This window comes from Actinosynnema sp. ALI-1.44, assembly GCF_001984155.1.
Classification (GTDB): Bacteria; Actinomycetota; Actinomycetes; order Mycobacteriales; family Pseudonocardiaceae; genus Kibdelosporangium.
Map to the genome: position 1 here is coordinate 706,349 of NZ_MTQO01000053.1, position 19,689 is coordinate 726,037.

Below are 19,689 nucleotides of genomic sequence, written 5' to 3' on the forward strand. Positions count from 1 at the left end.
GCGCCCTGCGCAGGATGAAGCTGGTGGCGCTCGCATTCCTCGCTGGTGCGACCGTCGTTTTCGCCGTCGCGTGGGCGTGGGAGGCCAACGGCGGTCCGGCGTGGGTCGGGTACGTGCGGGCAGCGGCGGAGGCGGGCATGGTCGGCGCGTTGGCGGACTGGTTCGCCGTCACCGCGCTGTTCCGCTACCCGCTGGGTATCAAGATCCCGCACACCGCGATCATCCCCAACCGCAAAGATGTCCTGGGCGACAGCCTCGGCGAGTTCGTCGGCGTCAACTTCCTGTCCGAGCAGGTCGTGCGCGAGCGGCTGGCCAGGGTGGACGTGACCAAGCGGCTCGGCGAGTGGCTCAGCCAGCCGGACAACGCCGAACGGGTCACGTCCGAGCTGGCCACGGTCGTGCGCGGGATGGTCACGGTACTGCGCGACGAGGACGTCCAGGCGGTGTTCGAGCAGGCGGTGACCAAGCGGATCATGGCGGTGCCGTGGGGTCCGCCGATCGGGAAGCTGATGGAACGCGTCCTCGAGGACGGCACGCACAGGCAGCTCGTGGACCTGCTCTGCGACCGCGCGTACGACTGGGTCAAGGAGAACCACGACAAGTTCGTCAGCATCGTCACCGAGCGCGCGCCGTCGTGGTCGCCGAAGTTCGTCGACTCGATCGTGGCCGACCGGATCTACGGCGAGGTGATGTCGTTCGCGTGGGCGTTGAAGACGGATCCGAGCCACCCGATGCGCGGCTCCATCGACGGGTTCCTGATCGGTTTCGCGGCCGACATGCAGCACGACCCGGAGATGATGGACAAGGCCGAGCGGGTCAAACACCAGGTGCTCGAGCACCGCGAGGTGCAGAACGTGATCGGCTCGGCGTGGTCCAACGTCAAGAAGCTGCTGCTGGACGCGGCCGAGGACCCGTCGTCGGAGCTGCGCAAACGCGTGCGCGAGGGGCTGATCAGCCTGGGCAAGCGGCTGACCGGCGAGGACGCGCTGCGGACCAAGGTCGACACGTGGGTGCAGGACGCGGCGGCGTACATAGTGCTGAACTACCGCGACGAGATCACCACGCTGATCACCGACACGATCGACCGCTGGGACGCCAAGGAGACCTCACGCAAGATCGAGCTCCAGGTGGGGCGTGACCTGCAGTTCATCCGCATCAACGGGACCGTGGTCGGCGCGCTGGCCGGGCTGGCGATCTACACCATCGCGCACCTGTTCACGTAGCGGAAGAGCGTATACACCGTGTGTATAGTCGTTCCATGACGATCAGCAACACGTTGCTGGGCCTGCTCGAGGCAGGGCCGCGGCACGGGTACGACCTGAAGCGCGCGTACGACGACCGCTTCGGTCAGGACCGGCCGCTGCACTACGGGCAGGTGTATTCGACGTTGTCGCGGTTACTGCGCAACGGGATGGTCGAGGAGAACGGCGTCGAGGCGGGCGGCGGCCCGGAGCGCAAGAGCTACGCGATCACCGAAGCCGGTGTGACGAACCTGGAGACGTGGCTGACCTCCCCGGAGGACCCGGCGCCGTACCTGCAGAACACGCTGTACACCAAGGTCGTGCTGGCACTGCTGTCCGGCCGCAGCGCGACGGACATCCTCGACCACCAGCGAGCGGCGCACCTGCAGTCCATGCGTGAGCTGACCAGGCGCAAGACCACAGGAGACCTGGCGGACCAGCTGATCTGCGACCACGCCCTGTTCCACCTCGAAGCCGACCTGCGCTGGCTCGAACTCACCGCGGCCAGGCTCGACGAGCTGCGCGAGCAGGTGTCCACGTGAGCCCGTTGCTGTCGGCGACCGATCTGACGAAGTCGTTCGGCCAGACGAAAGCGCTCGACGGCGCCTCGATGACCGTCAACGCCGGTGAGGTCGTCGCGGTGATGGGCCCGTCGGGGTCGGGCAAGTCGACGCTGCTGCACTGCCTCGCCGGGATCATCAGACCGGACGGAGGCACAGTCGTGTTCGACGGCAAGTCCCTCTCCGGCATGCCCGACGGCCCACGAAGTGCCCTGCGCCGCAGCGAGTTCGGGTTCGTCTTCCAGTTCGGGCAGCTCGTCGCCGAGCTGACGTGCCTGGAGAACGTGGCGCTGCCGCTGCGCCTCGGCGGCGTGAAACGCAAGACAGCCGAGCAGCGGGCCCGTGAGTGGCTCGAACGCCTGCAGGTCGCCGACGTCGCGGGCAAACGCCCAGGAGAAGCCTCCGGCGGCCAGGGCCAACGGGTCGCGGTCGCCCGTGCGATGGTCACCGGGCCCCGCGTGCTGTTCGCCGACGAACCCACCGGCGCACTCGACTCCCTCAACGGCGAGCGGGTGATGCGACTGCTGGTCAGCACGGCCAGAGAGCAGGGGACCGCGGTCGTGTTGGTGACCCACGAGGCACGGGTCGCGGCGTACTCGGACCGTGAGGTGACCGTCCGCGACGGCAGGACCACCGAGATCGTCGCGGCGAACTTATGACTACAGGGTCTTGATGACGCGGCACGGGTTGCCCGCGGCGAACACCTTCTCCGGCAGGTCCCGGGTGACCACGCTGCCCGCGCCGACGACGGTGTTCGAGCCGATGGTCACGCCTGGGCAGACGATGACGCCGCCGCCCATCCACACGTTGTCCCCGATGGTGATCGGGGCGGCGGTCTCCCAGCGTTGGCGGCGGGCCTCGTGGTCTTCCATCGGGTGCAACGCGGTCAGCAGTTGCGCCCGTGGCCCGATGGACACGTCGTTGCCGATGGTCACCGGGGCGCAGTCCATCACGATCGCGTCGTAGTTGAGGAAACTGTTGCTGCCCATCCGGATCAGGTAGCCGTAGTCGCACTGGAACCGCGGCATGATCCACGATCCGTCGCCGATCCCGCCGAGCAGCTTGGCCAGTATCCGCTGCCGCAACACGTGGTCGCCCGACTTCGACGCGTTGAAGTCGTCCAGCAGCGCCTGGCAGTCGCGCCGTTCCGCGATCAGGACCGGGTCGCTGTCCTTGTACCGCTCACCGCGCAACATCCGCTCTTTTTGATCACTCACCAGGTCACGCTACAGCAGCAAATAGGCCGCGTTGCCCAGCCTGCGCACGGTTTCAGCCGACGGCAACGGATCGAAGCCCAGTGTCGGCCCGCTGTTTCGCCGGTGGAACGCGATCAGCACCGCGTGCCTCGGCTCGGTCGAGTCGTTGCGGGTGCCCGAATGCCACAGGTGGCTGTTGAACAGCCAGCAGGTGCCCGGCGGCCCGGTCAGCAGCACTTCGTCGGGGTGCGGCCGGTGGCCTGACGGTGCTTTGAAGTGATGGTTCATATGCGACCCCGGCACCACGCGGGTCGCGCCGTTCGTGCTCGTGAACGCCGTCAGCGCCACGATCGCCGTGCACACCCGCCAGGTTCCCGGGCCTGCCTTGTCGGTGGCGTCCACGTGCAGCGCTTGGCCGCCGTGGCCCGGTTTTCCCGCTCGGTAGTGCATTTCCCTGACCTGGAAGTCCGGGCCGAGCAGGTGGGTGACCGCGGCGAGCAGTGCGGGCCGCAGCCACAGTTCGTCGAACATGCCGCCCTGGTCGAGCAGGCCTTTCAGGTGCAGCGTGCCGCCCTGGCGGCTGCCTTCGAGCAGCCTGGTGATCTCGGTGACCATCCGGTCGGCGGTGTGCGCGTCGATGTAGCCGTCGAGCCGGCAGAACCCCACCTCGTCCAGCTCCACCCGGTTCCGAGGAGCGAGCGCCTCAGGTGAGACCCCCAACTCGTCCAGTACCTCCCGCATGTCTTCAGGCTGGCTGCTCACCGCGCGCCTCGCTAGACATGTCACCTGATCAGGCCTGTTGTCGCCGGTGGTGCCAGCCGCCGGAGGCCTGCGTCGAGAAACTTCCGGATTCCTGACAGGAAGTGTCAGGTACACGCGTCATGCTCGGTGCCATGAACAAGTTCGAATGCACCGCATGGGACGAGAGCGTGTACGCCGGAGCCGAGGGCGGAGCCAGGATCGGCGACGCGAGGATGACGTTCCGGTACTCCGGAATCCTCGATGGGGAAAGCAAATCCGCCGGGCTGCTGGCGTACACCACGGGCAACACGGGCACGTCGACCGGTGCCGAGGTGTTCACCGGGACGATCGACGGCAAGGCGGGCACGGTCATCCTGCGGACCACCACCACGTTCGACGAGGAAAAGGTCTCGGGGACGTTCGAGGTCGTGCCGGGCACGGGAACGGGTGACCTGGCCGACGCCAAGGGACACGGCGGTTACGAACTGGCGATGGGCTCGATGTCGACCGAGTACACCTTCACGAGCTGATCGTGAGCACCCGCAGGGCGAGCTGGATCTCCAAGGCCCGATCGGGCGCGTTCCAGTCCGGCCCGAGCAGGGCGGCGATCCGGTCAAGCCGCTGCACGACTGTGTTGACGTGCACGTGCAGCAGGTCCTTGGTCTCGGTCAGGCTTGCGCCACAGGAGAAGTAGGTGCGCAGCGTACGGATGAGCTCGGTGCCGCGGCGTTCGTCGTAGTCCAGCACCGGGCCCAACGTGCGGTGCGCGAACCCGGCGACGTCGGCGCGGTCACCGAGCAGAACACCGACGAAACCCAAGCCGGACAAGGAGGCCCCGGTTCCGTCCCGGCCGAGCGCACGCAGCGCGCGCAGACAACGCCCCGCTTCGGCGTACGCAGCCGCCAGGTCGACCGGTCCGGTCGCGGGCCCGGCGGCGCCGACAGTCACCGGGTAGCCGACAGCCGCGGTCAGCGCGTGCGACAGCCTGCCCGGATCGGCTTCCGCGGCGAGCAGGACGACCTCCTCGGCGTGCACACCGACCAGCGCGGCGTGTCCGGCCGCGGCGGCCGCGAGCCGTCCACGAGACACGCCGTCAGCGTGCGCGATCAGCACACTGTGGGGAGCGGCGAGGTTCACGCCGAGCCGCTGCCCCCGCGCGATCAACGCACCCGGGTTCCGGCCGGGCGCGGTCAGCAGGTCCGTGAGCAGCTCACCGCGGACCTGCTCCTCCGCTTGCGCGACGGATCGGCGCAACAGCAGCAACAGCGCCGTCACGAGACCGGCCCGTTCGAACAATCTCCTGTCCTCGTCGGACAACGCGGGCCTGCCGGTCAGCACCAGGCTGCCGAGCAGTTCGGGCCCGGCCAGCACCGCGCACACCCAGATGTCCCCGTCGGCCACGGCCCGGCCACCGGCCTGCGCACGGGCCACCGCGTCGGCGGGCGCCGCGACGGACGGCCCCAGGCACGCGAGTTCGACGCCGCCCGCGTCGTGCAACACGATCCCGCCGTCGAGCACCTGGGCGACCGCGGCGACAACCGACTGGAAGTCCGCGCCACGCAGGACCAACGCGGTCAGCCGGTCGTGCACTTCCTCCGCACGCCGGATCGACGAGTTCGCCCGGCGCGTCTCCGCCAGCAGTTGCGCGTTGTCGATCGAGATCGACGCGTGGGCGGCCAGCGAGGACAGCAACGCGACTTCCTCGGGTGAGAACGTCCGCAACGCGCGGTCGGCCGCGTACAGCACGCCGATCACGCGGCGCCCCAACGTGAGCGGTACACCGATGATCGACACCAGGCCTTCGTCGCGGACAGCCGTGTCGATCGCGCGTGTGTGCTTGAACCGGCTGTCCGCGAAGTAGTCCGGTGTCGCGTACGGCCGCGCGGTCTGCGCGACCAAGCCGCCAAGGCCTTCGCCGATTCCCAGCGAGAGCTGCTGGAACAGCGCCGACACCGAGCCCTCGGTGACCCGCATGAACGTCTGCCCGCCTGCCAGGTCGTTCAGGCTCAGGTAGGACACGTCCACGCCGAGCAGCATCCGTACCCGGTGCACGATCTGCTGTAGCACGGCTTCCGGGTCACGCAGCCTGGCCAGGTCGTTGGCCGTGTCCACGAGCGCGGACAACTCGGCCTCACGCCGCTGGTGCTCGACGAGCGTGCGCCGGACCCGCAGCGCGGCCTCGGTCGCCGCCTCCCAGTGCTCGGCCTCGTCCGGCGGCAGGCCGGCGGCGCGGGCGGCGGCGAGTTTGGCCAACTCGGTGCCATCCGCGCCGTCGGCCAGCAGTTCAAGCAACTCCCGGTACGCTCGCACGCACATCATCCTGTCCCAGGTGCGTCCCGCGCGTCTCCCGGGCGAGGGCGACCGCGACCACCGTGATCAGGCACATCGCGGCGACGTAGATCGACACGGCGAACGCGGAGCCGGTCCCCTTGAGCAGCGCGGTCGCGATCAGCGGTGCCACCGCGCCCGCGCCGAGCGACGCCAACTGGTATCCGATGGACGCGCCCGAGTACCGCACACGCGTGCCGAACAGTTCGGAGAAGAACGCCGCCTGCGGCCCGTACATCGCGCCGTGCAGCACCAGGCCTACGCTGACCGCGAGCGTGATCAGCCAGAACGACCTGGTGTCCAGCATGGCGAAGAACAGGAACACCCACACGCCAAGGCCGATCGTGCCGAACAGGTACACTGCGCGGCGCCCGATCCGGTCGGACAGCGCGCCCCACAGCGGAATCACGGCCAGGTGCACGGCCGAACCGATCACCACTGCGTTGAGGCCGACCGACCGGGACACCCCGACGTCCTGGGTCAGGTACACCAGCAGGAATCCGGTGATGATGTAGTACGAACCGTTCTCTGCGACCCTCGCGCCCATCGCGACAAGGACCTCACGCCAGTTGTGCCTGATCACCCGCACGATCGGCGCCTGCTCGGGCTTGTCGCCCGCCTTCGCCTGTGCTTCGAGGAAGATCGGCGACTCGGAGATGGTGAGCCTGACCCACAGCCCGATCAGCACGAGCACCGCCGACAGCAGGAACGCGATCCGCCAGCCCCACGACACGAAAGCCGCTTCGGACTGGACCGCAGCCAGCACTGCGAGGACAGCGGTCGCCAGCAGGTTGCCCGCGGGAACACCTGCTTGTGGCCATGACGTCCAGAAGCCGCGCCGATCGGGTGACCCGTGTTCGGACACGATCAGCACGGCGCCACCCCACTCGCCGCCGATCGCGAACCCCTGGACCAGGCGCAGGACGGTCAGCAGGATCGGTGCGGCCACGCCGATCGTCGCGTAGCCGGGCAACAAGCCGATCAGGAAGGTCGAGATCCCCATCATCAGCAGGCTGACGACCAGCAGCTTCTTGCGGCCCAGCTTGTCGCCGTAGTGCCCGAAGACCAGCCCGCCCAGCGGCCGCGCGACGAAGCCGAGCGCGTACGTGCCCAGCGAGAGCAGAGTGCCGTTGAGCGGGTCGGACGTCGGGAAGAAGACCTTGTTGAACACCAGGGTCGCGGCCGAGGTGTAGAGGAAGAAGTCGTACCACTCAACGGTGGTGCCCACCATGCTCGCGCCGATGATCTTGCGTAACGAGCCCTGGCTGGTGGTCGTCATTGGCCCCACATCCTTCTCGACTGGCTTCTCAACTGGCGGTCCAGCCGCCGTCCATCGCGATCGACGTGCCGGTGACGTGGCCGGAGTGCGGACCGCACAGCCAGAGCACGACGTCGGCGACGTCATCCGGGTCGATCAGGCGCTTGACCGCCGAGCGGTCGAGCAGGATCCGCTCGACCACCTCGTCGGTGCTGATGCCGTGCGCCTGGGCCTGCGCCGCGACCTGGTCTTCGACCAGCCGGGTGCGGACATAGCCGGGGTTGACGCAGTTGCTGGTCACGCCGTGCGGCGCGCCCTCGAGAGCGGCGACCTTGCTCAGGCCTTCGAGCGCGTGCTTGGCGGCGACGTAACCGGACTTGAACGCACTGGCCCGCAGCCCGTGCGCGCTGGAAATGTTCACGATCCGGCCCCAGCCCCGGCTGTACATGTGCGGCAGGGAGCGCCTGATCAGCAGGAACGGCGCGGTGACCATGACTTGCTGCAGCCGGGCGAACAGTTGCGGCGGGAACTCGTGGATCGGTGCGACGTGCTGCAGGCCCGCGTTGTTGACGAGGATGTCGATGTTCGCGGGTAGACCGTCGACCAGGCCATCGGCCAGATCGACCTCGTGCGCCACCCCGCCGATCTCGTCGGCGACCGCCTTGGCCTCGTCGCCGTCCAGATCGGCGACGTGCACCTCCGCGCCGCTGCCCGCGAGGGCCCGAGCACAGGCCAAACCGATGCCGCGCGCGCCGCCGGTGACGAGAGCGACCCGGCCGGTGTGAGGTACGCCACTGCTCATGCCCGTTCACGCTAGGTGCGTTTCGCCGGTAGGGCTATGTGTGCGAACCACACACTATGAGTCATTCGAGTGGCGATTCGGCCCAGGTGTGAGCATGCGGCTTCGACCATAAGTAGTCTGGGCTGTGTGATTTGCCCGAAGTGTCAGAACATGATGCAGACCGTCGATCGTGGTGGCGTCCACATCGACCAGTGCCAGGGCTGCCGGGGGATCTTCCTCGACCGCGGTGAGCTGGAGCAGATAGCGAACGCGGAGCAGCGTTACCAGCAGCAGTACGCTCCGCCGCCGATGGCTCCGCCGGCCATGTACCGCGGTGACTCGGCTCCGCCCTACCGCGGCGGCCACAAGGACTCGGCGCCCCCGTACCGCGGCGGTCACGGCGGCTACAAGGACTCGGCCCCGCCCTATGGCGGCGGTTACGGCCACCGCGGCGACTCGCCCCCGCCGTACGGCGGTCACGGCGGCTACGGCCACAAGCGCAAGCGGAAGAGCTTCCTGGAAGAGCTGTTCGACTGATCAAGGCGCCAGTGGACCTGAAAATCTGCATGGGCTGCGGTACGCGCATGGACGCGCCCGTGGCCCTGGCGGAAGAACCTGTGCTGGTCTGCGAGGAGTGTGGCCATCGGCAGCCGTTCCTGCGGCTGCCGATGTTCGCGCTGACCGGGCCGAGCGGAACAGGGAAATCGACCGTGAGCAGGCTGCTGACCAGCATGCTCGGCGACCAGGTGGTCGTGCTGGAGCAGGACGTGCTGTGGACGGCGGGCCTGCGCGACCCGCACAACGACTTCCAGTTGTTCCGGTCGACCTGGCTGCGGATGGTGGGCATGATCCACCAGAGCGGCAGGCCGGTGGTGCTCTGCGGAACAGTGGTGCCCGTGCAGTTCGAGGAGATCCCCGAACGGCCGTTGATCGGCGACATCCACTACCTGGCGCTGACCTGTGACCGCATGGTGATGCGCGAACGCCTACGAGCCCGACCGGCGTGGCGGGAATGGGACGAGCCCCGCATCGACGAGATGCTGGAGTTCAACGACTGGGTCAGGCGGGACGCGGCAAGCATGAAGCCCCCGATGCGGTTGCTCGACACCACCCACCAGCCGGTTGAGCAGACCGCCCGTGAAGTGGCCGATTGGGTTCTCGCGGGTCTCGCCGCGACAAAACTGCCCGCCTGAGACCGCTCGGGGTTGTCAAGCCTCGCCCACCTGGTCGCTGCGAGTTGTCCACAGCAGGCGAGTTGTCCACAGCGCGCGCGAGGTAAACCCTGCCACGGCTTCTGCCCCGATAGGCTGGAGCAGGGCCGCCCCCCGGGTTGGGTGGGGGACTGTTCGTGGGGATGGGACGTCGTTCAGGGGTCTTCAGGATTCTGGCCTGGGTGGCAACCGCTCTTGTGCATGCGAAAAGCCCCGGCTGGTGTGGCCGGGGCTTTCGGTTTCGCTGGTGCTTACTTCTGGGTGGTCTTGTTGGTGGCCGCCGTCGGCTTCGTGGTGCTGCCGGTGGTGGTGGTGGTGGTCGTCGTCGTGCGGGCGGTCGCGGGCTTGCGGGCCGGGGCCGTCTTGTTCGCGACCTTGCGGGTGGTGCTGCGGACCTCGTGGGCGACGTCGTCACCCAGGTCCTCCACTGCCTCCGCCGTCTCGTCCGCCAGCTTCTGGGCCGCGCGTGCGGTCTTCTCGCCGACCGATCGGGTCTTGCGGGTCACCTTCGACAGCACGTCCTCCGCCAGTTCGCGGGCGTCGTCCGCCACGTCTCCCGCGCGGGCCTGCACCTGGGCGATGGCGTCTTCCAGCTGGTCGACGACCTTCTTGACCTCCGGCCGGGAGGTGAACTTCGCGACTGCTTCCTCGCCCTGCTCGGCGAGCTTCTTGTACAGCTTCACCGCGGCTTCGGTGTATTCGTCGACCGCCTTGCGCAGCTCGGCCGGGTCCAGCTTCTCGCGCAGCGAGGTCACGTCGGTCGGCAGGCTCTGGGCCGACTTCTCCGCGCCTTCCTTGGCCTTGCTCACCGCATCAAGCACTGTCTTGGCGACCAGGTCGCCTGCTCCTACCGCTGCCAGCAATGAGGTGCGGACGGGTTCGACAGCCTTGCGGACGTCCTCGGCGTTCGGGCGGGTCATGTGAATCACTCCTCAGTGGGTCGCTTGTGGTCCACATCGGACTTATCCACTGTGGACTGTGGTGCTGCTGTTGTCGTTGACCGCAGTGCCGCGTTCTCCTTGCGGAAGGACTCGTACACGTCCAGCAGCACCTGTTTCTGGCGCTCGTTGAGCTCGTCGTCGGCGCGGATCGCGTCGGCGACCGCGCCGCCGGTCGGCAGGTCGAGGATTCCGGCCTGTACGTACAACGCTTCTGCTGAGATCCGCAGGCCTTTGGCGATCTGCTGCAGGATCTCCGCGCTCGGCTTGCGTAGGCCGCGCTCGATCTGGCTCAGGTACGGGTTGGACACGCCCGCGAGCTTCGACAGCTGGCGCAAGGAGATCTTCGCCGTGTTGCGCTGCTGGCGGATGTACTCGCCGATGTCCCTGCCGAGATCGGCGACCTTGTCCATCGGCGACTGGTGTTCGTCGGTCACCGTGGTCACCTCCTCTCGACGCTTTCCACGGTAGGCCGGAGTGCTAGCAATTGCAAGCGGGGTGCTTGCGGGTAGTCGGTGGGGTGGGTCACACCCCGCTACAGTGAGGGGTGATGAGCGTGAAGGCGGGCGTGGAGGGCACCGCGGCACGACTGCGGAGCCGGCTCGTCCGCGCCCTCGTCCGCAACGGCACCCTCACCGACCCCGCCTGGCGGGACGCCTTCCTCGCGGTCCCGAGGCACGCCTTCCTGCCCCGCTACTTCCGGCAGCGCTCAGGCCGGTGGGAAGCCGTGGACACCGGCGACGAGGACTGGTTGGCCCAAATCTACGCCGACCGCGTCCTGGTCACCCAGCTCGACGGCGACAGCGGCAAATGGCAGGCCGCGCGCGACGGCGGCCCGGTCGTCGGCGCGCCGACCTGCTCGTCGAGCATGCCGACCATCATGGCGGTGATGCTAGAAGCGTTACAGGTCAAGGACGATCACCGGATCCTCGAGGTCGGTACCGGCACCGGCTACAACGCCGCGCTGCTGTGCGTCCGGGTCGGCGACCGGCTCGTGTCCACAATAGACATCGACGAGTCGCTCGCCGGTCCGGCCGAGCGGCACCTGGCCGACTGCGGCCTGCGGCCGACCTGCGTGGTGGCCGACGGTGTCGACGGCCTGCCCCAGGCCGAGCTGTACGACCGCGTGCTGTGCACGTGCGCCGTACCGCGGATTCCGGTGGCCTGGCTTGAGCAGACCCGCCCCGGCGGCCTCGTGGTCACCACGCTCAGCCGCCCGCTCGGCGCGGGTCTCGTCCGCATCACGGCGGGCGAAGGCGGCACGGGCACCGGCGAAGTGCTTGCCGACGACGGCCGCTTCATGCCGCTGCGCGCGCCGCGTACTCGTTCGATCACCTGGCCGGAGCCGGACGCCCCCGGCAGCACCCGGCCGACCACGCTCGCGTCGTCGGTGATCAGCCCGACCAGCCCCTTCGAGTTCTTCGCCGGACTGGAACTGCCGGACGTGCACGCCGCCGGTGCCGCGAACTACGCCGTGCTGACCCACCCCGACGGTTCGTGGGCGCGGCACGAGAGCGACGTCGTCGTGCAGGCCGGTCCCCGGCGGCTCTGGGACGAGATGGAGGTCGCCTACGACCGCTGGCAGCGGCTCGGCCAACCGCGCCGCGCCCGGTTCGGGGTCACGATCGACGGTGAGGACCAGCGACTCTGGCTCGACGCACCCACCGGCCCGAACCGCTGGCCCCTGGCGTGACCTGCGCGAACACCGGGCGTTTTGGCACGTCGGAACGCGGCGGCGACTTTGCCGGGTCTTGACCATGTGGTCACAGTGTCTCGAGGCAACGTAGTCTGAGGGTGTGCCGTCGCTCGCCATAATCATCGTGCGGATCATCGACTGGGCCGCGATCCCAGTCGCTGTGTTCGCGTTCGTGCACGCCTTGCTCCAGCGTGCGGACGCGTTCACCGCGATCGACCGGATGACCAAACCGGCGTGGCTCGGTGTCACCGGAGGTGGCGCCGCGGCGGTCGCGCTGTTCCGGTTCTACGACTTCACCATGATGTTCTGGATCGCCGGCCTGGTCGCGGTGCTCGTCTACATCGTGGACGTGCGGCCCCGCCTGATCGAGGTCCAGCGCGGCAACCGGTGGTGAGCTGGCAGGCGTACGGCTCAGGCGCCCCGGTCACGATCGTCGTCCCAGGCCTCGGCGCCACGCCGGGCGAAGCGCGGATCCCCGCGTCCGGCCTGCCGGGAACACGGATCGTGCTCACCCTGCCGTCACACGGTGACGAGCCGGACGCGCCCGAGGGCTATTGGAACTACCGGACCATCGCCGACGACGTGCTGAAAGCCGCCGACGAGGTGAAAGCGCAGAAGGCCATCGGCGTCTCACTCGGTGCGGGCGCGCTGACCAGGATCGCGGCCGAGCACCCGGACCGGTTCGACCGGATCGCGCTGCTGCTGCCCGCCGTCCTCGACCAGCCGCGGTCGGCCGAGGTGCGATCGGTGCTGCGCGAGCAGACCAGCGAGGACGAGATCGCCAGGACGTTGCCGGACGGCTACGCGCTCGGCGACTACGTGCAAGCACGGGCGCGGGCGTTGCGCAGGCTCACCACCGCCATCGACCGGCTGTCCGCCGAGTTCCCCGTCGCCGATCGGGAAGCGTTGCGGCACGTCACAGCGCCGACACTGGTGATCGGCGCGGTCGGGGACCCGCTGCACCCCGCGGAGATCGCCGAGGCCACCGCGGCCGCGTTCGGCAAGGGCGAACTCGAGCTGTTCGACTCGCCCGCGCCCATGATCACTCACCGGGCTCAGCTGCGTGAACTGCTGCAAGTAGCCTGGCGGACGTGACTTGGACAATCGCAGGCTCACTGCAGGTGTCCCCAGCGACTGACCGGACCGACCTGCTGGCCGTGCCCGTCGCCACCGCACTGGCCGCACTGGACCCGAGCGACGCGAGCCGCGTCGGGGTCGCTCAGATCGACCCGGACCTGGCCGACACCGCCCAGTTCTGCGAGGCGTACGGCTCGCCGCTGGACGCCTCGGCCAACTGCGTCGTCGTCTCGGGAAAACGCGCTGGTGAAGAGCGTTTCGCCGCCTGCATGGTGCTCGCGACGACCCGCGCGGACGTCAACGGCGTGGTCCGCCGCAGGCTGGACGTGCGCAAAGCGTCGTTCGCGCCGATGGACACCGCCGTCGACCTGACCGGCATGGAGTACGGCGGCATCACCCCGCTCGGCCTGCCGGACGGCTGGCCGTTGCTGATCGACCAGGCCGTGGCGGTCGCGCCGGAGCTGGTGATCGGCAGCGGGATCAGGGGCAGCAAGATCCTCATCCCCGGCGAGGTGCTGGTGAAGTTCCCCGGCGCCGAGGTGATCGAGGGCCTAGGCCGCTGAGTACTTGCGCAGCAGGGCCACGGCTTCTTCGACGTCGTCGGTGACGAGGATCCATTCCTCCGCCGCGCGCCCGCGTGCCAGTTGCTGGACCAGCGGCGCGGCGGGCACGTCGGTCGTCCAGAAGTCCTTGCCGAGGAACACCATCGGCGCGGCCGGGCCGATCGACGTGTAGTGGTTCTGCGTGTAGTCCTGGAAGACTTCCTGCACGGTGCCCGCGCTCCCCGGCGTGTACACCACGCCACCGGTCGCCACGGTGAGCAACCCGTCCTTACGCACCGAGTTCGCGAAGTACTTGGCGTGCCGGTGGCATGCGGGGTTGGGCGGCTCGTGGCCGTAGAACCACGTGGGGATCCCGATCGTGAGCGGCTCGGTGGCCGGCAGGTCGGGCGCCAGCCCGGTGGCCAGCCATTCGCCGATCCCGGTTGCGTCCGAGCCGAACCGCGGTGCCCTGCCCAGCTCGGCGTGCAGTTCGTCGATGTGGTCGGGCATCCGGACGCCGTACGGGACCGCTTCCATCGCGCCGGGCCCGCCGCCGGTCAGCACGGTGAAACCCGCACGTCCCAGCGCCGCGCCGAGCCGCATCGCGGCCTTGTAGCCGGACGAGTCACGGGTCAGCGCGTGCCCGCCCATCACGGCCACCGGTGGCTGGGTGCAGGCGGCCAGCGCTTCGTCGAGCGCGCTGGTGATCGAGTGGTCGTGCAGGCGTTCGGCCAAGGCGTGCAACGGATCCGGCGTGCGGCCCTGTGCTTTGCTGTGCGCGTGGATCCGGGCGTCCAGAGTGTCCGCATAGGACTCCGGGCGGGCCGGGTCGAAGCCGTCGAACAGCTCGGCCGGGGTGTACAGCGCGGTCCGGTAGACGTGGTACGGCAAAGCGGGGATGTCCGGGAACAGCAACGCCCCCGCCGCCTCGGCCTTCCGCCTGGACTTGCCCGACAGCTCGCAGCCCAGCAGGACCGCCCCGTCCAGTGCGGTGCGGAGCAGGTCGTCCTCGCCGGTCAGGTCGAGCCCGATGAGCACCGCGTCGCGTAGGTCGCGTCCGGCCGCGCGATGTTCGCGCAGTGCCTCAACGGTTGTGATCTCGGTCCGCACCAGCGCAGCCTACTGTGCGGGGAAAGCCTGACGTTAGGCTCGCGCGGTGGAGAACATTCGCACCCGCGTGGTCAGGTTCGCCGACCAGGACGGTCACGTCCACATCGGAGTCACCGAGGGCGAGTCGATCAGACGGCTGCCGACCGGGTGGCGGATCGCTGACCTGCTGCGTGTGCCGGTCGACGACATGCGCGAGTTGTTGACCCGACCGGGCGAGGTGGTCCCGGTCGACAGCGTCCGGCTGCTCGCTCCGATGGACGGCCTGATGGAGTTGTGGGCGGCGGGCGTGACGTACGAGCGCTCCCGCGACGCGCGGGTCGAGGAAACCTCGGAGCCGACCGTCTACGACCGGATCTACCAGGCCGAACGGCCCGAGCTGTTCTTCAAGTCCCCGGCGTGGCGGGTGGTGACCGACAACGAGCCGATCGCGGTCCGCGAGGACTCGGCGGTCAACGTGCCCGAACCGGAACTGGGGGCCGTGATCAACGCGTTCGGCGAGATCGCCGGGTACGTCGTGGTCAACGACGTGAGCTCGCGGTCGATCGAGGGTGACAACCCGCTCTACCTGCCGCAGGCCAAGATCTACGCGGGCAGCAGCGCGGTGTCGGCGGGGTTCGTGCCTGCCTGGCTGACCGGCATCGACGACCTGGAGATCGCGATGTGGGTACACCGCCGCGGCTCGGTGGTGTACGAAGGCCGCACGTCGACGGCCTCCTTCCACCGCCCGGTGGCCGGGCTGGTGCCCTACCTGACGACCCACATGCGGTTCCCCGACGGGGTCGTGCTGTCCACCGGCACGGGGATCGTGCCGGAGCTGGACTTCGACCTCAAACCGGGCGACACGGTGGAGATCCGGATCGCGAACGTGGGCAGCCTGACGAACACGGTGCTGCACACCCGCGAATGGCTGGACATCGTGGGGCCTTGATCGCTCGTGAGGTGGTCGCCGCTCTAGAACACGACCGTCTTGTTGCCGTGCACCAGGATCCGGTTCTCCAGGTGCCAGCGCAGGCCGCGCGCCAACACGACCTTCTCGATGTCCCTTCCCTTGCGGACCATGTCCTGGACGCGGTCGGCGTGACCGACGCGGATCACGTCCTGGTCCACGATCGGCCCGGCGTCGAGATCGGCGGTGACGTAGTGGCAGGTCGCGCCGACCAGCTTGACGCCGCGCTGGTGCGCCTGGTGGTACGGCTTCGCGCCGACGAAGGACGGCAGGAAGCTGTGGTGGATGTTCAACGCCCGGCCGGCCCACTCCGCGCACAACTCGGCAGGCAGGATCTGCATGAACCTGGCCAGCACGACCGCGTGCGGATCGTGCTGCGCCACCAGGTCGCGGACCTTCGCGAACGCCGCTTCCTTGTCGTCGCGCGGGAACGGCACGTGGTGGAACGGGATTCCGTGCGCCTCGGTGATGTCCGCCAGGTCGCCGTGGTTGCCGATCACCGCGGGGATGTCCACGTCCAGTTCGCCGGAGGCCACCCGGCCGAGCAGGTCGTACAGGCAGTGCCCTTCCTTCGACACCAGGATCACGGCCCGGCGGCGCTCCCCAGTGTCCGTCACCGTCCACGAGCCGCCCAGTTCCGCGGCTACTTCGGCGAACTGCTTGCGCAGGACGTCCATGCCGAACGGCAGCGAGTCCGCCAGCACTTCCTGGCGGGTGAAGAACCAGCCGGTGTCCTGGTCCGTGTGGTACGCGGCTTCCACTATCCAGCCGCCCGCGTGGGCCAGGAACTGGGAGATCCGGGCGACGATCCCGGTCCGGTCGGGGCAGCCGAAGGTGATCACGTACCGGCGTTCGGGCTGGTTCCTGCCCGCGGACTGCGCCTCAGCCGCCATTGACTGCCTGCAACATCTCTTCGCGGCCGGTCACGATCGCGTGGCTCGGGCGTTTCCAGACCGCCCGGTACACCGCGTCCGCCGTTCCGGCCAGTGTCGCGTCGGCGTCCGTCGCGGCGTCCTCGATCGGGCCCGCTTTCACGGCCCCGCCTTCGACGTGCACCATCCACGCTCGTCCGGCGTCCGCCGCGTGCACCAGGATGGTTCCCTCGACCGTCACCTCCGGGCGTTTCACGTACGCCCGGAACGGCGACAGCGTGCCGAGCACCTCGTCGACGCCGTCGGCAGCCAGTTGCGGGTCGAACAGCAGGGTCGGGATGTCGTCGCCACGCGCGTGCTCGGCGTCCAGCCGGTGGATCGCCGTCTCGTGGGCCTGGCGGCGCGCCCACCAGGCGACGGTGCCCATCCCCGTGATGAAGCTCCATGCCTGCCTCGACGGGTCGCCCTCGCCGAGCCGCATCACCATCTCCGTGCGTTTCGTGTCCCACCAGGCGATCAGGTCGGCCCAGTCAGCGGGGAGCTCGGCCAGGGGTGGGCGGCTGTCGCCCGTGCCGAGCGCCAGCCCCGCGTGCACCATGTTGTGCACCTGTGCGATGTGCTCGACCAGTTCTCGTACTGTCCACTCGGGACAAGTGGGGACCTGTGCCGACGGGCCCGCCGCGAGTGCGGCGGCCTTCAGTGCCTCGGACTGCTCAACGATGTGCGCCAAGTACGTCTCGTGATCCACTCACCTGACACTAGCGGAACATCGACCACGACAGCGTGAGTTCGCCCAATCGCCAGCGCTTCCGGGTGTCCAGGACCGGCCAGTCGTCGGCGGCCAGCCGCCGGACCGCCTCGACCCAGCGCGCCCGGGGCCCGTACGGGCTCAGCGGCGCGGCCGCCGCCCAGTGCGCGTCGAGCGCGGTGAGCAGATCGTGGATTCGTTCACCGGGAATGTTCCTGTGTATCAACGATTTCGGCAGTCGTTCGGCCAAATCGGACGGTTGGTCGATGTCGCCGGGCATGCACGCCAACGTGAACGCGAACGGCCCGTCCGCTGACAGCGTTACCCAACAGCACCGCCTGCCGATCTCGTCGCACGTGCCCTCGACGAGCAGCCCACCGGGGGCGAGCCGGGACAGCATCGTCTGCCACGCCGCCGCCGCGTCGGGCTCCGTGTACTGCCGCAACACGTTGAACGCCCGCAGCAGCACCGGGCGGGCACCGGCCAGTTCGAAACCGCCGCGCCGGAAGTCGAGCGACGGCGGATCGGCCGACGGCTTGGCGGCCTCGACGCGGTCCGGGTCCAGTTCCAGCCCGAGCACCCGCACATCCGGCCGGAGCGCGCGCAGCCGGGACGCGAGTTCGACGGTGGTCACCGGCGACGAGCCGTAGCCGAGGTCGACGACGAGCGGATCGGGCACGGCGTACAGCACTGAGGCGACCCACGGCGTACCGGTCATCCACCGGTCCACTTTGCGCAGCCGGTTCGGGTTCGTCGTACCGCGCGTCGGGACACCGAGCGCGCGTGCCCGGCCCGCCGCTAGCCGCGGTGTGCGAGCCATTTCTCGGTGAACACGGCCTCGTTGGCCAGCAGTTTCGTCACCTGTTCGCCGATCGACTTCTCGATCTTGCCGCCGATCAGCGGGATCGAGACGCGCACTTCGAGTGAGGTCACCCACTCGCTGCCGCCCTCGGTGTCCGACAGCCGCATGGTGCCGTTGATCTCGCCGGGGACGCCCTGCACCGAGGCCTTGACCGTGCCGGTTTTGTCCGTGCGCCAGGTCTCAGTCCGGTCAACGACGAGGTCACCCTTGAGCAGGGACCGGACCGCTGAGGGAAGATGTTCCGCGGCAAGCCCCTGGCGTACCCGGAACGTCGTGGCCTGTGCCGACTCCGTGCGGTCGACGACGGAGGCGTTGGTGCCGCCGAGAGCTTCGAGCCGGTCGGTCAGGAACGCCGGGTCGACGACCGCGGCGTACACGGAATCGGCAGGGGCGGCGAACCTCGCCCGGTGCTCCATACGGCTAGGCATGAACCGGAGGTTACCGTTGACGCCTGTGACGACCTCGCGTCCCGGCACTGACGTCCGCCCATCGATACCGCTGAGCGGCTACACGACGCTGCGCCTCGGCGGTCCGGCGACCAGGTTCGTCGAAGCGAGAAGCGCTCGCGAGGCGGTCGACGCGGTGCGGGAGGCCGACTCGGCCGGTGAGCCCGTGCTGGTGCTGGGCGGCGGCTCGAACGTGCTCGTGGCCGACGAGGGCTTCGACGGCACCGTGGTGCACATCGCCAGCAAGGGCGTCACCGAGGACTGCACGACCCCCGGCCTGGTCCAGTTGACCGCCGAGGCGGGTGAGAACTGGGACGACGTCGTCGCCAAGACGGTCGCGGCGGGTCTCGGCGGGCTGGAGTGCCTGTCGGGCATCCCGGGCCTCGTCGGCGCCACACCGGTGCAGAACGTGGGCGCGTACGGCGTCGAAGTCGCCGAGGTGCTCGTCTCGGTGGACCTGCTCGACCGTGCCAGCGGCGAGGTGCGCACGCTGACCGCGGACCAGCTCGGCTTGGCCTACCGCACGAGTGTGCTGAAGGGCACAGATCGCGCGGTCGTGCTGCGCGTGCGGTTCGAACTGGCGGACACGGGCATGTCCGCACCGATCCGGTACGCCGAACTGGCCAACACCCTCGGTGTCGCCCCCGGTGAGCGCGTGCCCGTCGACCGGGTCCGGCAGTCCGTGCTGGACCTGCGTCGCGGCAAGGGGATGGTGCTCGACGAGGACGACCACGACACGTGGAGCGCGGGCTCGTTCTTCACCAACCCGGTGCTGCCGCACGGCGAACTCGAGGACGCGCTGGCCCGGATCGCCGCGCACGTCGGCCCGGACGTGCGGATCCCGCAGTACCCCGCCGACGGTGGTGGGAAGTTGTCGGCCGCGTGGCTGATCGAACGCGCGGGTTTCGCGAAGGGGTACCCGGGTCCTGGAGGCCGGGTGTCCCTGTCGCACAGTCACACGCTGGCGCTGACCAACCGGGGTGAGGGCACCGCGGCCGACCTGGTGGCATTGGCCAGGGAGGTCCGCGACGGGGTACACAAGGTGTTCGGGGTGTGGCTCGACGCCGAGCCCGTCTTGGTCGGCGTCACACTGTGACGCAGGTCACTTTCGACACACCGGATGCGCTTTGGCGCGT

24 protein-coding genes are annotated in these 19,689 nt (G+C 69.1%); 12 read left to right on the forward strand and 12 right to left on the reverse strand.

The window, feature by feature from the left end:
• Positions 1-14: 14 nt before the first annotated feature.
• The 3 genes from ALI144C_RS45365 to ALI144C_RS45375 are packed head-to-tail and all read left to right on the forward strand — an operon-like array spanning position 15 to position 2,460.
• Positions 15-1,223 carry a DUF445 domain-containing protein gene (locus tag ALI144C_RS45365; protein WP_083754006.1) on the forward strand — a complete coding sequence of 403 codons (1,209 nt, stop codon included), beginning with the start codon at positions 15-17 and terminating at the stop codon, positions 1,221-1,223.
• 35 nt (positions 1,224-1,258) lie between these two features.
• Positions 1,259-1,783 carry a PadR family transcriptional regulator gene (locus ALI144C_RS45370; protein ID WP_076993426.1) on the forward strand — a complete coding sequence of 175 codons (525 nt, stop codon included), beginning with the start codon at positions 1,259-1,261 and terminating at the stop codon, positions 1,781-1,783.
• On the forward strand, positions 1,780-2,460 hold the full coding sequence (locus tag ALI144C_RS45375; RefSeq protein WP_076993427.1) for an ABC transporter ATP-binding protein: 681 nt from the start codon (positions 1,780-1,782) through the stop codon (positions 2,458-2,460). The genes ALI144C_RS45370 and ALI144C_RS45375 overlap by 4 nt, the downstream gene beginning before the upstream one ends.
• On the opposite strand, the gene ALI144C_RS45380 is transcribed toward ALI144C_RS45375, so the two are convergent.
• Positions 2,461-3,018, reverse strand: coding sequence for a sugar O-acetyltransferase (locus ALI144C_RS45380; protein ID WP_076993428.1), 558 nt, complete (start codon positions 3,016-3,018; stop codon positions 2,461-2,463). It abuts the gene before it with no gap.
• Positions 3,019-3,027: 9 nt separating this feature from the next.
• Entirely contained in the window at positions 3,028-3,738 is a 711-nt protein-coding gene (locus ALI144C_RS45385; protein WP_076993429.1) for a phytanoyl-CoA dioxygenase family protein, read from the reverse strand.
• A 152-nt stretch (positions 3,739-3,890) separates the two neighbouring features.
• Between ALI144C_RS45385 and ALI144C_RS45390 the strand changes: the two genes are divergently transcribed.
• Positions 3,891-4,268, forward strand: coding sequence for a DUF3224 domain-containing protein (locus ALI144C_RS45390; protein WP_076993765.1), 378 nt, complete (start codon positions 3,891-3,893; stop codon positions 4,266-4,268).
• On the opposite strand, the gene ALI144C_RS45395 is transcribed toward ALI144C_RS45390, so the two are convergent.
• From ALI144C_RS45395 to ALI144C_RS45405, 3 genes are read right to left on the reverse strand one after another with little or no spacing between them, the layout of a single operon-like run.
• On the reverse strand, positions 4,258-6,054 hold the full coding sequence (locus ALI144C_RS45395; RefSeq protein WP_143231254.1) for a helix-turn-helix domain-containing protein: 1,797 nt from the start codon (positions 6,052-6,054) through the stop codon (positions 4,258-4,260). The genes ALI144C_RS45390 and ALI144C_RS45395 overlap by 11 nt on opposite strands.
• Positions 6,023-7,345 (reverse strand): MFS transporter, encoded by a 1,323-nt coding sequence (locus ALI144C_RS45400; RefSeq protein WP_076993431.1) that lies wholly within the window; start codon positions 7,343-7,345, stop codon positions 6,023-6,025. Before ALI144C_RS45400 ends, ALI144C_RS45395 begins: the two co-directional genes overlap by 32 nt.
• A 28-nt stretch (positions 7,346-7,373) precedes the next feature.
• Positions 7,374-8,126, reverse strand: a complete 753-nt coding sequence (locus ALI144C_RS45405; RefSeq protein WP_076993432.1) for a 3-hydroxybutyrate dehydrogenase — start codon at positions 8,124-8,126, stop codon at positions 7,374-7,376.
• Positions 8,127-8,252: 126 nt separating this feature from the next.
• Between ALI144C_RS45405 and ALI144C_RS45410 the strand changes: the two genes are divergently transcribed.
• Both ALI144C_RS45410 and ALI144C_RS45415 read left to right on the forward strand, forming a co-directional pair.
• On the forward strand, positions 8,253-8,642 hold the full coding sequence (locus tag ALI144C_RS45410) for a TFIIB-type zinc ribbon-containing protein (RefSeq protein WP_076993433.1): 390 nt from the start codon (positions 8,253-8,255) through the stop codon (positions 8,640-8,642).
• A gap of 47 nt (positions 8,643-8,689) precedes the next feature.
• Positions 8,690-9,298 (forward strand): AAA family ATPase, encoded by a 609-nt coding sequence (locus ALI144C_RS45415; protein ID WP_237774621.1) that lies wholly within the window; start codon positions 8,690-8,692, stop codon positions 9,296-9,298.
• A 269-nt stretch (positions 9,299-9,567) separates the two neighbouring features.
• On the opposite strand, the gene ALI144C_RS45420 is transcribed toward ALI144C_RS45415, so the two are convergent.
• On the reverse strand, positions 9,568-10,236 hold the full coding sequence (locus ALI144C_RS45420) for a hypothetical protein (RefSeq protein ID WP_076993434.1): 669 nt from the start codon (positions 10,234-10,236) through the stop codon (positions 9,568-9,570).
• 5 nt (positions 10,237-10,241) lie between these two features.
• Positions 10,242-10,667: a helix-turn-helix domain-containing protein gene (locus ALI144C_RS45425; protein WP_076993767.1), complete on the reverse strand. Its 426-nt coding sequence runs from the start codon at positions 10,665-10,667 to the stop codon at positions 10,242-10,244.
• Between the two features lie 137 nt (positions 10,668-10,804).
• On the opposite strand from ALI144C_RS45425, the gene ALI144C_RS45430 reads away from it, so the two are divergent.
• The 4 genes from ALI144C_RS45430 (at position 10,805) to ALI144C_RS45445 (ending at position 13,590) form a co-directional block, all read left to right on the forward strand.
• Positions 10,805-11,947: a methyltransferase domain-containing protein gene (locus ALI144C_RS45430; protein ID WP_076993435.1), complete on the forward strand. Its 1,143-nt coding sequence runs from the start codon at positions 10,805-10,807 to the stop codon at positions 11,945-11,947.
• A gap of 103 nt (positions 11,948-12,050) precedes the next feature.
• A complete protein-coding gene (locus ALI144C_RS45435; RefSeq protein WP_076993436.1) occupies positions 12,051-12,344 on the forward strand; it encodes a DUF2516 family protein in 294 nt (97 codons plus the stop codon).
• Positions 12,338-13,045, forward strand: coding sequence for an alpha/beta fold hydrolase (locus ALI144C_RS45440; RefSeq protein WP_076993437.1), 708 nt, complete (start codon positions 12,338-12,340; stop codon positions 13,043-13,045). The genes ALI144C_RS45435 and ALI144C_RS45440 overlap by 7 nt, the downstream gene beginning before the upstream one ends.
• Positions 13,042-13,590 (forward strand): YbaK/EbsC family protein, encoded by a 549-nt coding sequence (locus tag ALI144C_RS45445; protein WP_076993438.1) that lies wholly within the window; start codon positions 13,042-13,044, stop codon positions 13,588-13,590. Before ALI144C_RS45440 ends, ALI144C_RS45445 begins: the two co-directional genes overlap by 4 nt.
• On the opposite strand, the gene ALI144C_RS58140 is transcribed toward ALI144C_RS45445, so the two are convergent.
• Positions 13,579-14,679, reverse strand: a complete 1,101-nt coding sequence (locus ALI144C_RS58140; protein ID WP_076993439.1) for an LOG family protein — start codon at positions 14,677-14,679, stop codon at positions 13,579-13,581. The genes ALI144C_RS45445 and ALI144C_RS58140 overlap by 12 nt on opposite strands.
• 46 nt (positions 14,680-14,725) lie before the next feature.
• On the opposite strand from ALI144C_RS58140, the gene ALI144C_RS45455 reads away from it, so the two are divergent.
• Entirely contained in the window at positions 14,726-15,607 is an 882-nt protein-coding gene (locus tag ALI144C_RS45455) for a fumarylacetoacetate hydrolase family protein (RefSeq protein ID WP_237774622.1), read from the forward strand.
• A gap of 23 nt (positions 15,608-15,630) precedes the next feature.
• Here ALI144C_RS45455 and purU read toward each other — a convergent pair whose 3' ends face one another.
• From purU to ALI144C_RS45475, 4 genes are read right to left on the reverse strand one after another with little or no spacing between them, the layout of a single operon-like run.
• Complete coding sequence (gene purU / locus ALI144C_RS45460; protein ID WP_076993440.1) at positions 15,631-16,518, reverse strand: formyltetrahydrofolate deformylase; 888 nt, start codon at positions 16,516-16,518, stop codon at positions 15,631-15,633.
• Complete coding sequence (locus ALI144C_RS45465) at positions 16,508-17,245, reverse strand: maleylpyruvate isomerase family mycothiol-dependent enzyme (protein WP_076993441.1); 738 nt, start codon at positions 17,243-17,245, stop codon at positions 16,508-16,510. The genes purU and ALI144C_RS45465 overlap by 11 nt, the downstream gene beginning before the upstream one ends.
• A 10-nt stretch (positions 17,246-17,255) precedes the next feature.
• Positions 17,256-18,065: a class I SAM-dependent methyltransferase gene (locus ALI144C_RS45470; RefSeq protein WP_076993442.1), complete on the reverse strand. Its 810-nt coding sequence runs from the start codon at positions 18,063-18,065 to the stop codon at positions 17,256-17,258.
• Positions 18,044-18,535 (reverse strand): DUF2505 domain-containing protein, encoded by a 492-nt coding sequence (locus ALI144C_RS45475; protein ID WP_076993443.1) that lies wholly within the window; start codon positions 18,533-18,535, stop codon positions 18,044-18,046. The genes ALI144C_RS45470 and ALI144C_RS45475 overlap by 22 nt, the downstream gene beginning before the upstream one ends.
• Between ALI144C_RS45475 and ALI144C_RS45480 the strand changes: the two genes are divergently transcribed.
• Positions 18,534-19,649, forward strand: coding sequence for a UDP-N-acetylmuramate dehydrogenase (locus ALI144C_RS45480; RefSeq protein WP_076993444.1), 1,116 nt, complete (start codon positions 18,534-18,536; stop codon positions 19,647-19,649). The two genes, ALI144C_RS45475 and ALI144C_RS45480, sit on opposite strands and share 2 nt — an antisense overlap.
• Positions 19,650-19,689 lie beyond the last annotated feature (40 nt).

Excerpts from the sequence above, each read along its gene's own strand:
- ALI144C_RS45365 (WP_083754006.1), top strand. The coding sequence starts at position 15 with ATGAAGCTGGTGGCGCTCGCATTCCTCGCTGGTGCGACCGTCGTTTTC.
- ALI144C_RS45370 (WP_076993426.1), top strand. The coding sequence starts at position 1,259 with ATGACGATCAGCAACACGTTGCTGGGCCTGCTCGAGGCAGGGCCGCGG.
- ALI144C_RS45385 (WP_076993429.1), bottom strand. The coding sequence starts at position 3,738 with ATGCGGGAGGTACTGGACGAGTTGGGGGTCTCACCTGAGGCGCTCGCT.
- ALI144C_RS45390 (WP_076993765.1), top strand. The coding sequence starts at position 3,891 with ATGAACAAGTTCGAATGCACCGCATGGGACGAGAGCGTGTACGCCGGA.
- ALI144C_RS45395 (WP_143231254.1), bottom strand. The coding sequence starts at position 6,054 with ATGTGCGTGCGAGCGTACCGGGAGTTGCTTGAACTGCTGGCCGACGGC.
- ALI144C_RS45400 (WP_076993431.1), bottom strand. The coding sequence starts at position 7,345 with ATGACGACCACCAGCCAGGGCTCGTTACGCAAGATCATCGGCGCGAGC.
- ALI144C_RS45405 (WP_076993432.1), bottom strand. The coding sequence starts at position 8,126 with ATGAGCAGTGGCGTACCTCACACCGGCCGGGTCGCTCTCGTCACCGGC.
- ALI144C_RS45415 (WP_237774621.1), top strand. The coding sequence starts at position 8,690 with ATGGACGCGCCCGTGGCCCTGGCGGAAGAACCTGTGCTGGTCTGCGAG.
- ALI144C_RS45420 (WP_076993434.1), bottom strand. The coding sequence starts at position 10,236 with ATGACCCGCCCGAACGCCGAGGACGTCCGCAAGGCTGTCGAACCCGTC.
- ALI144C_RS45425 (WP_076993767.1), bottom strand. The coding sequence starts at position 10,667 with ATGGACAAGGTCGCCGATCTCGGCAGGGACATCGGCGAGTACATCCGC.
- ALI144C_RS45430 (WP_076993435.1), top strand. The coding sequence starts at position 10,805 with ATGAGCGTGAAGGCGGGCGTGGAGGGCACCGCGGCACGACTGCGGAGC.
- purU (WP_076993440.1), bottom strand. The coding sequence starts at position 16,518 with ATGGCGGCTGAGGCGCAGTCCGCGGGCAGGAACCAGCCCGAACGCCGG.
- ALI144C_RS45470 (WP_076993442.1), bottom strand. The coding sequence starts at position 18,065 with ATGGCTCGCACACCGCGGCTAGCGGCGGGCCGGGCACGCGCGCTCGGT.
- ALI144C_RS45480 (WP_076993444.1), top strand. The coding sequence starts at position 18,534 with ATGAACCGGAGGTTACCGTTGACGCCTGTGACGACCTCGCGTCCCGGC.
- ALI144C_RS45475 (WP_076993443.1), bottom strand. The coding sequence starts at position 18,535 with ATGCCTAGCCGTATGGAGCACCGGGCGAGGTTCGCCGCCCCTGCCGAT.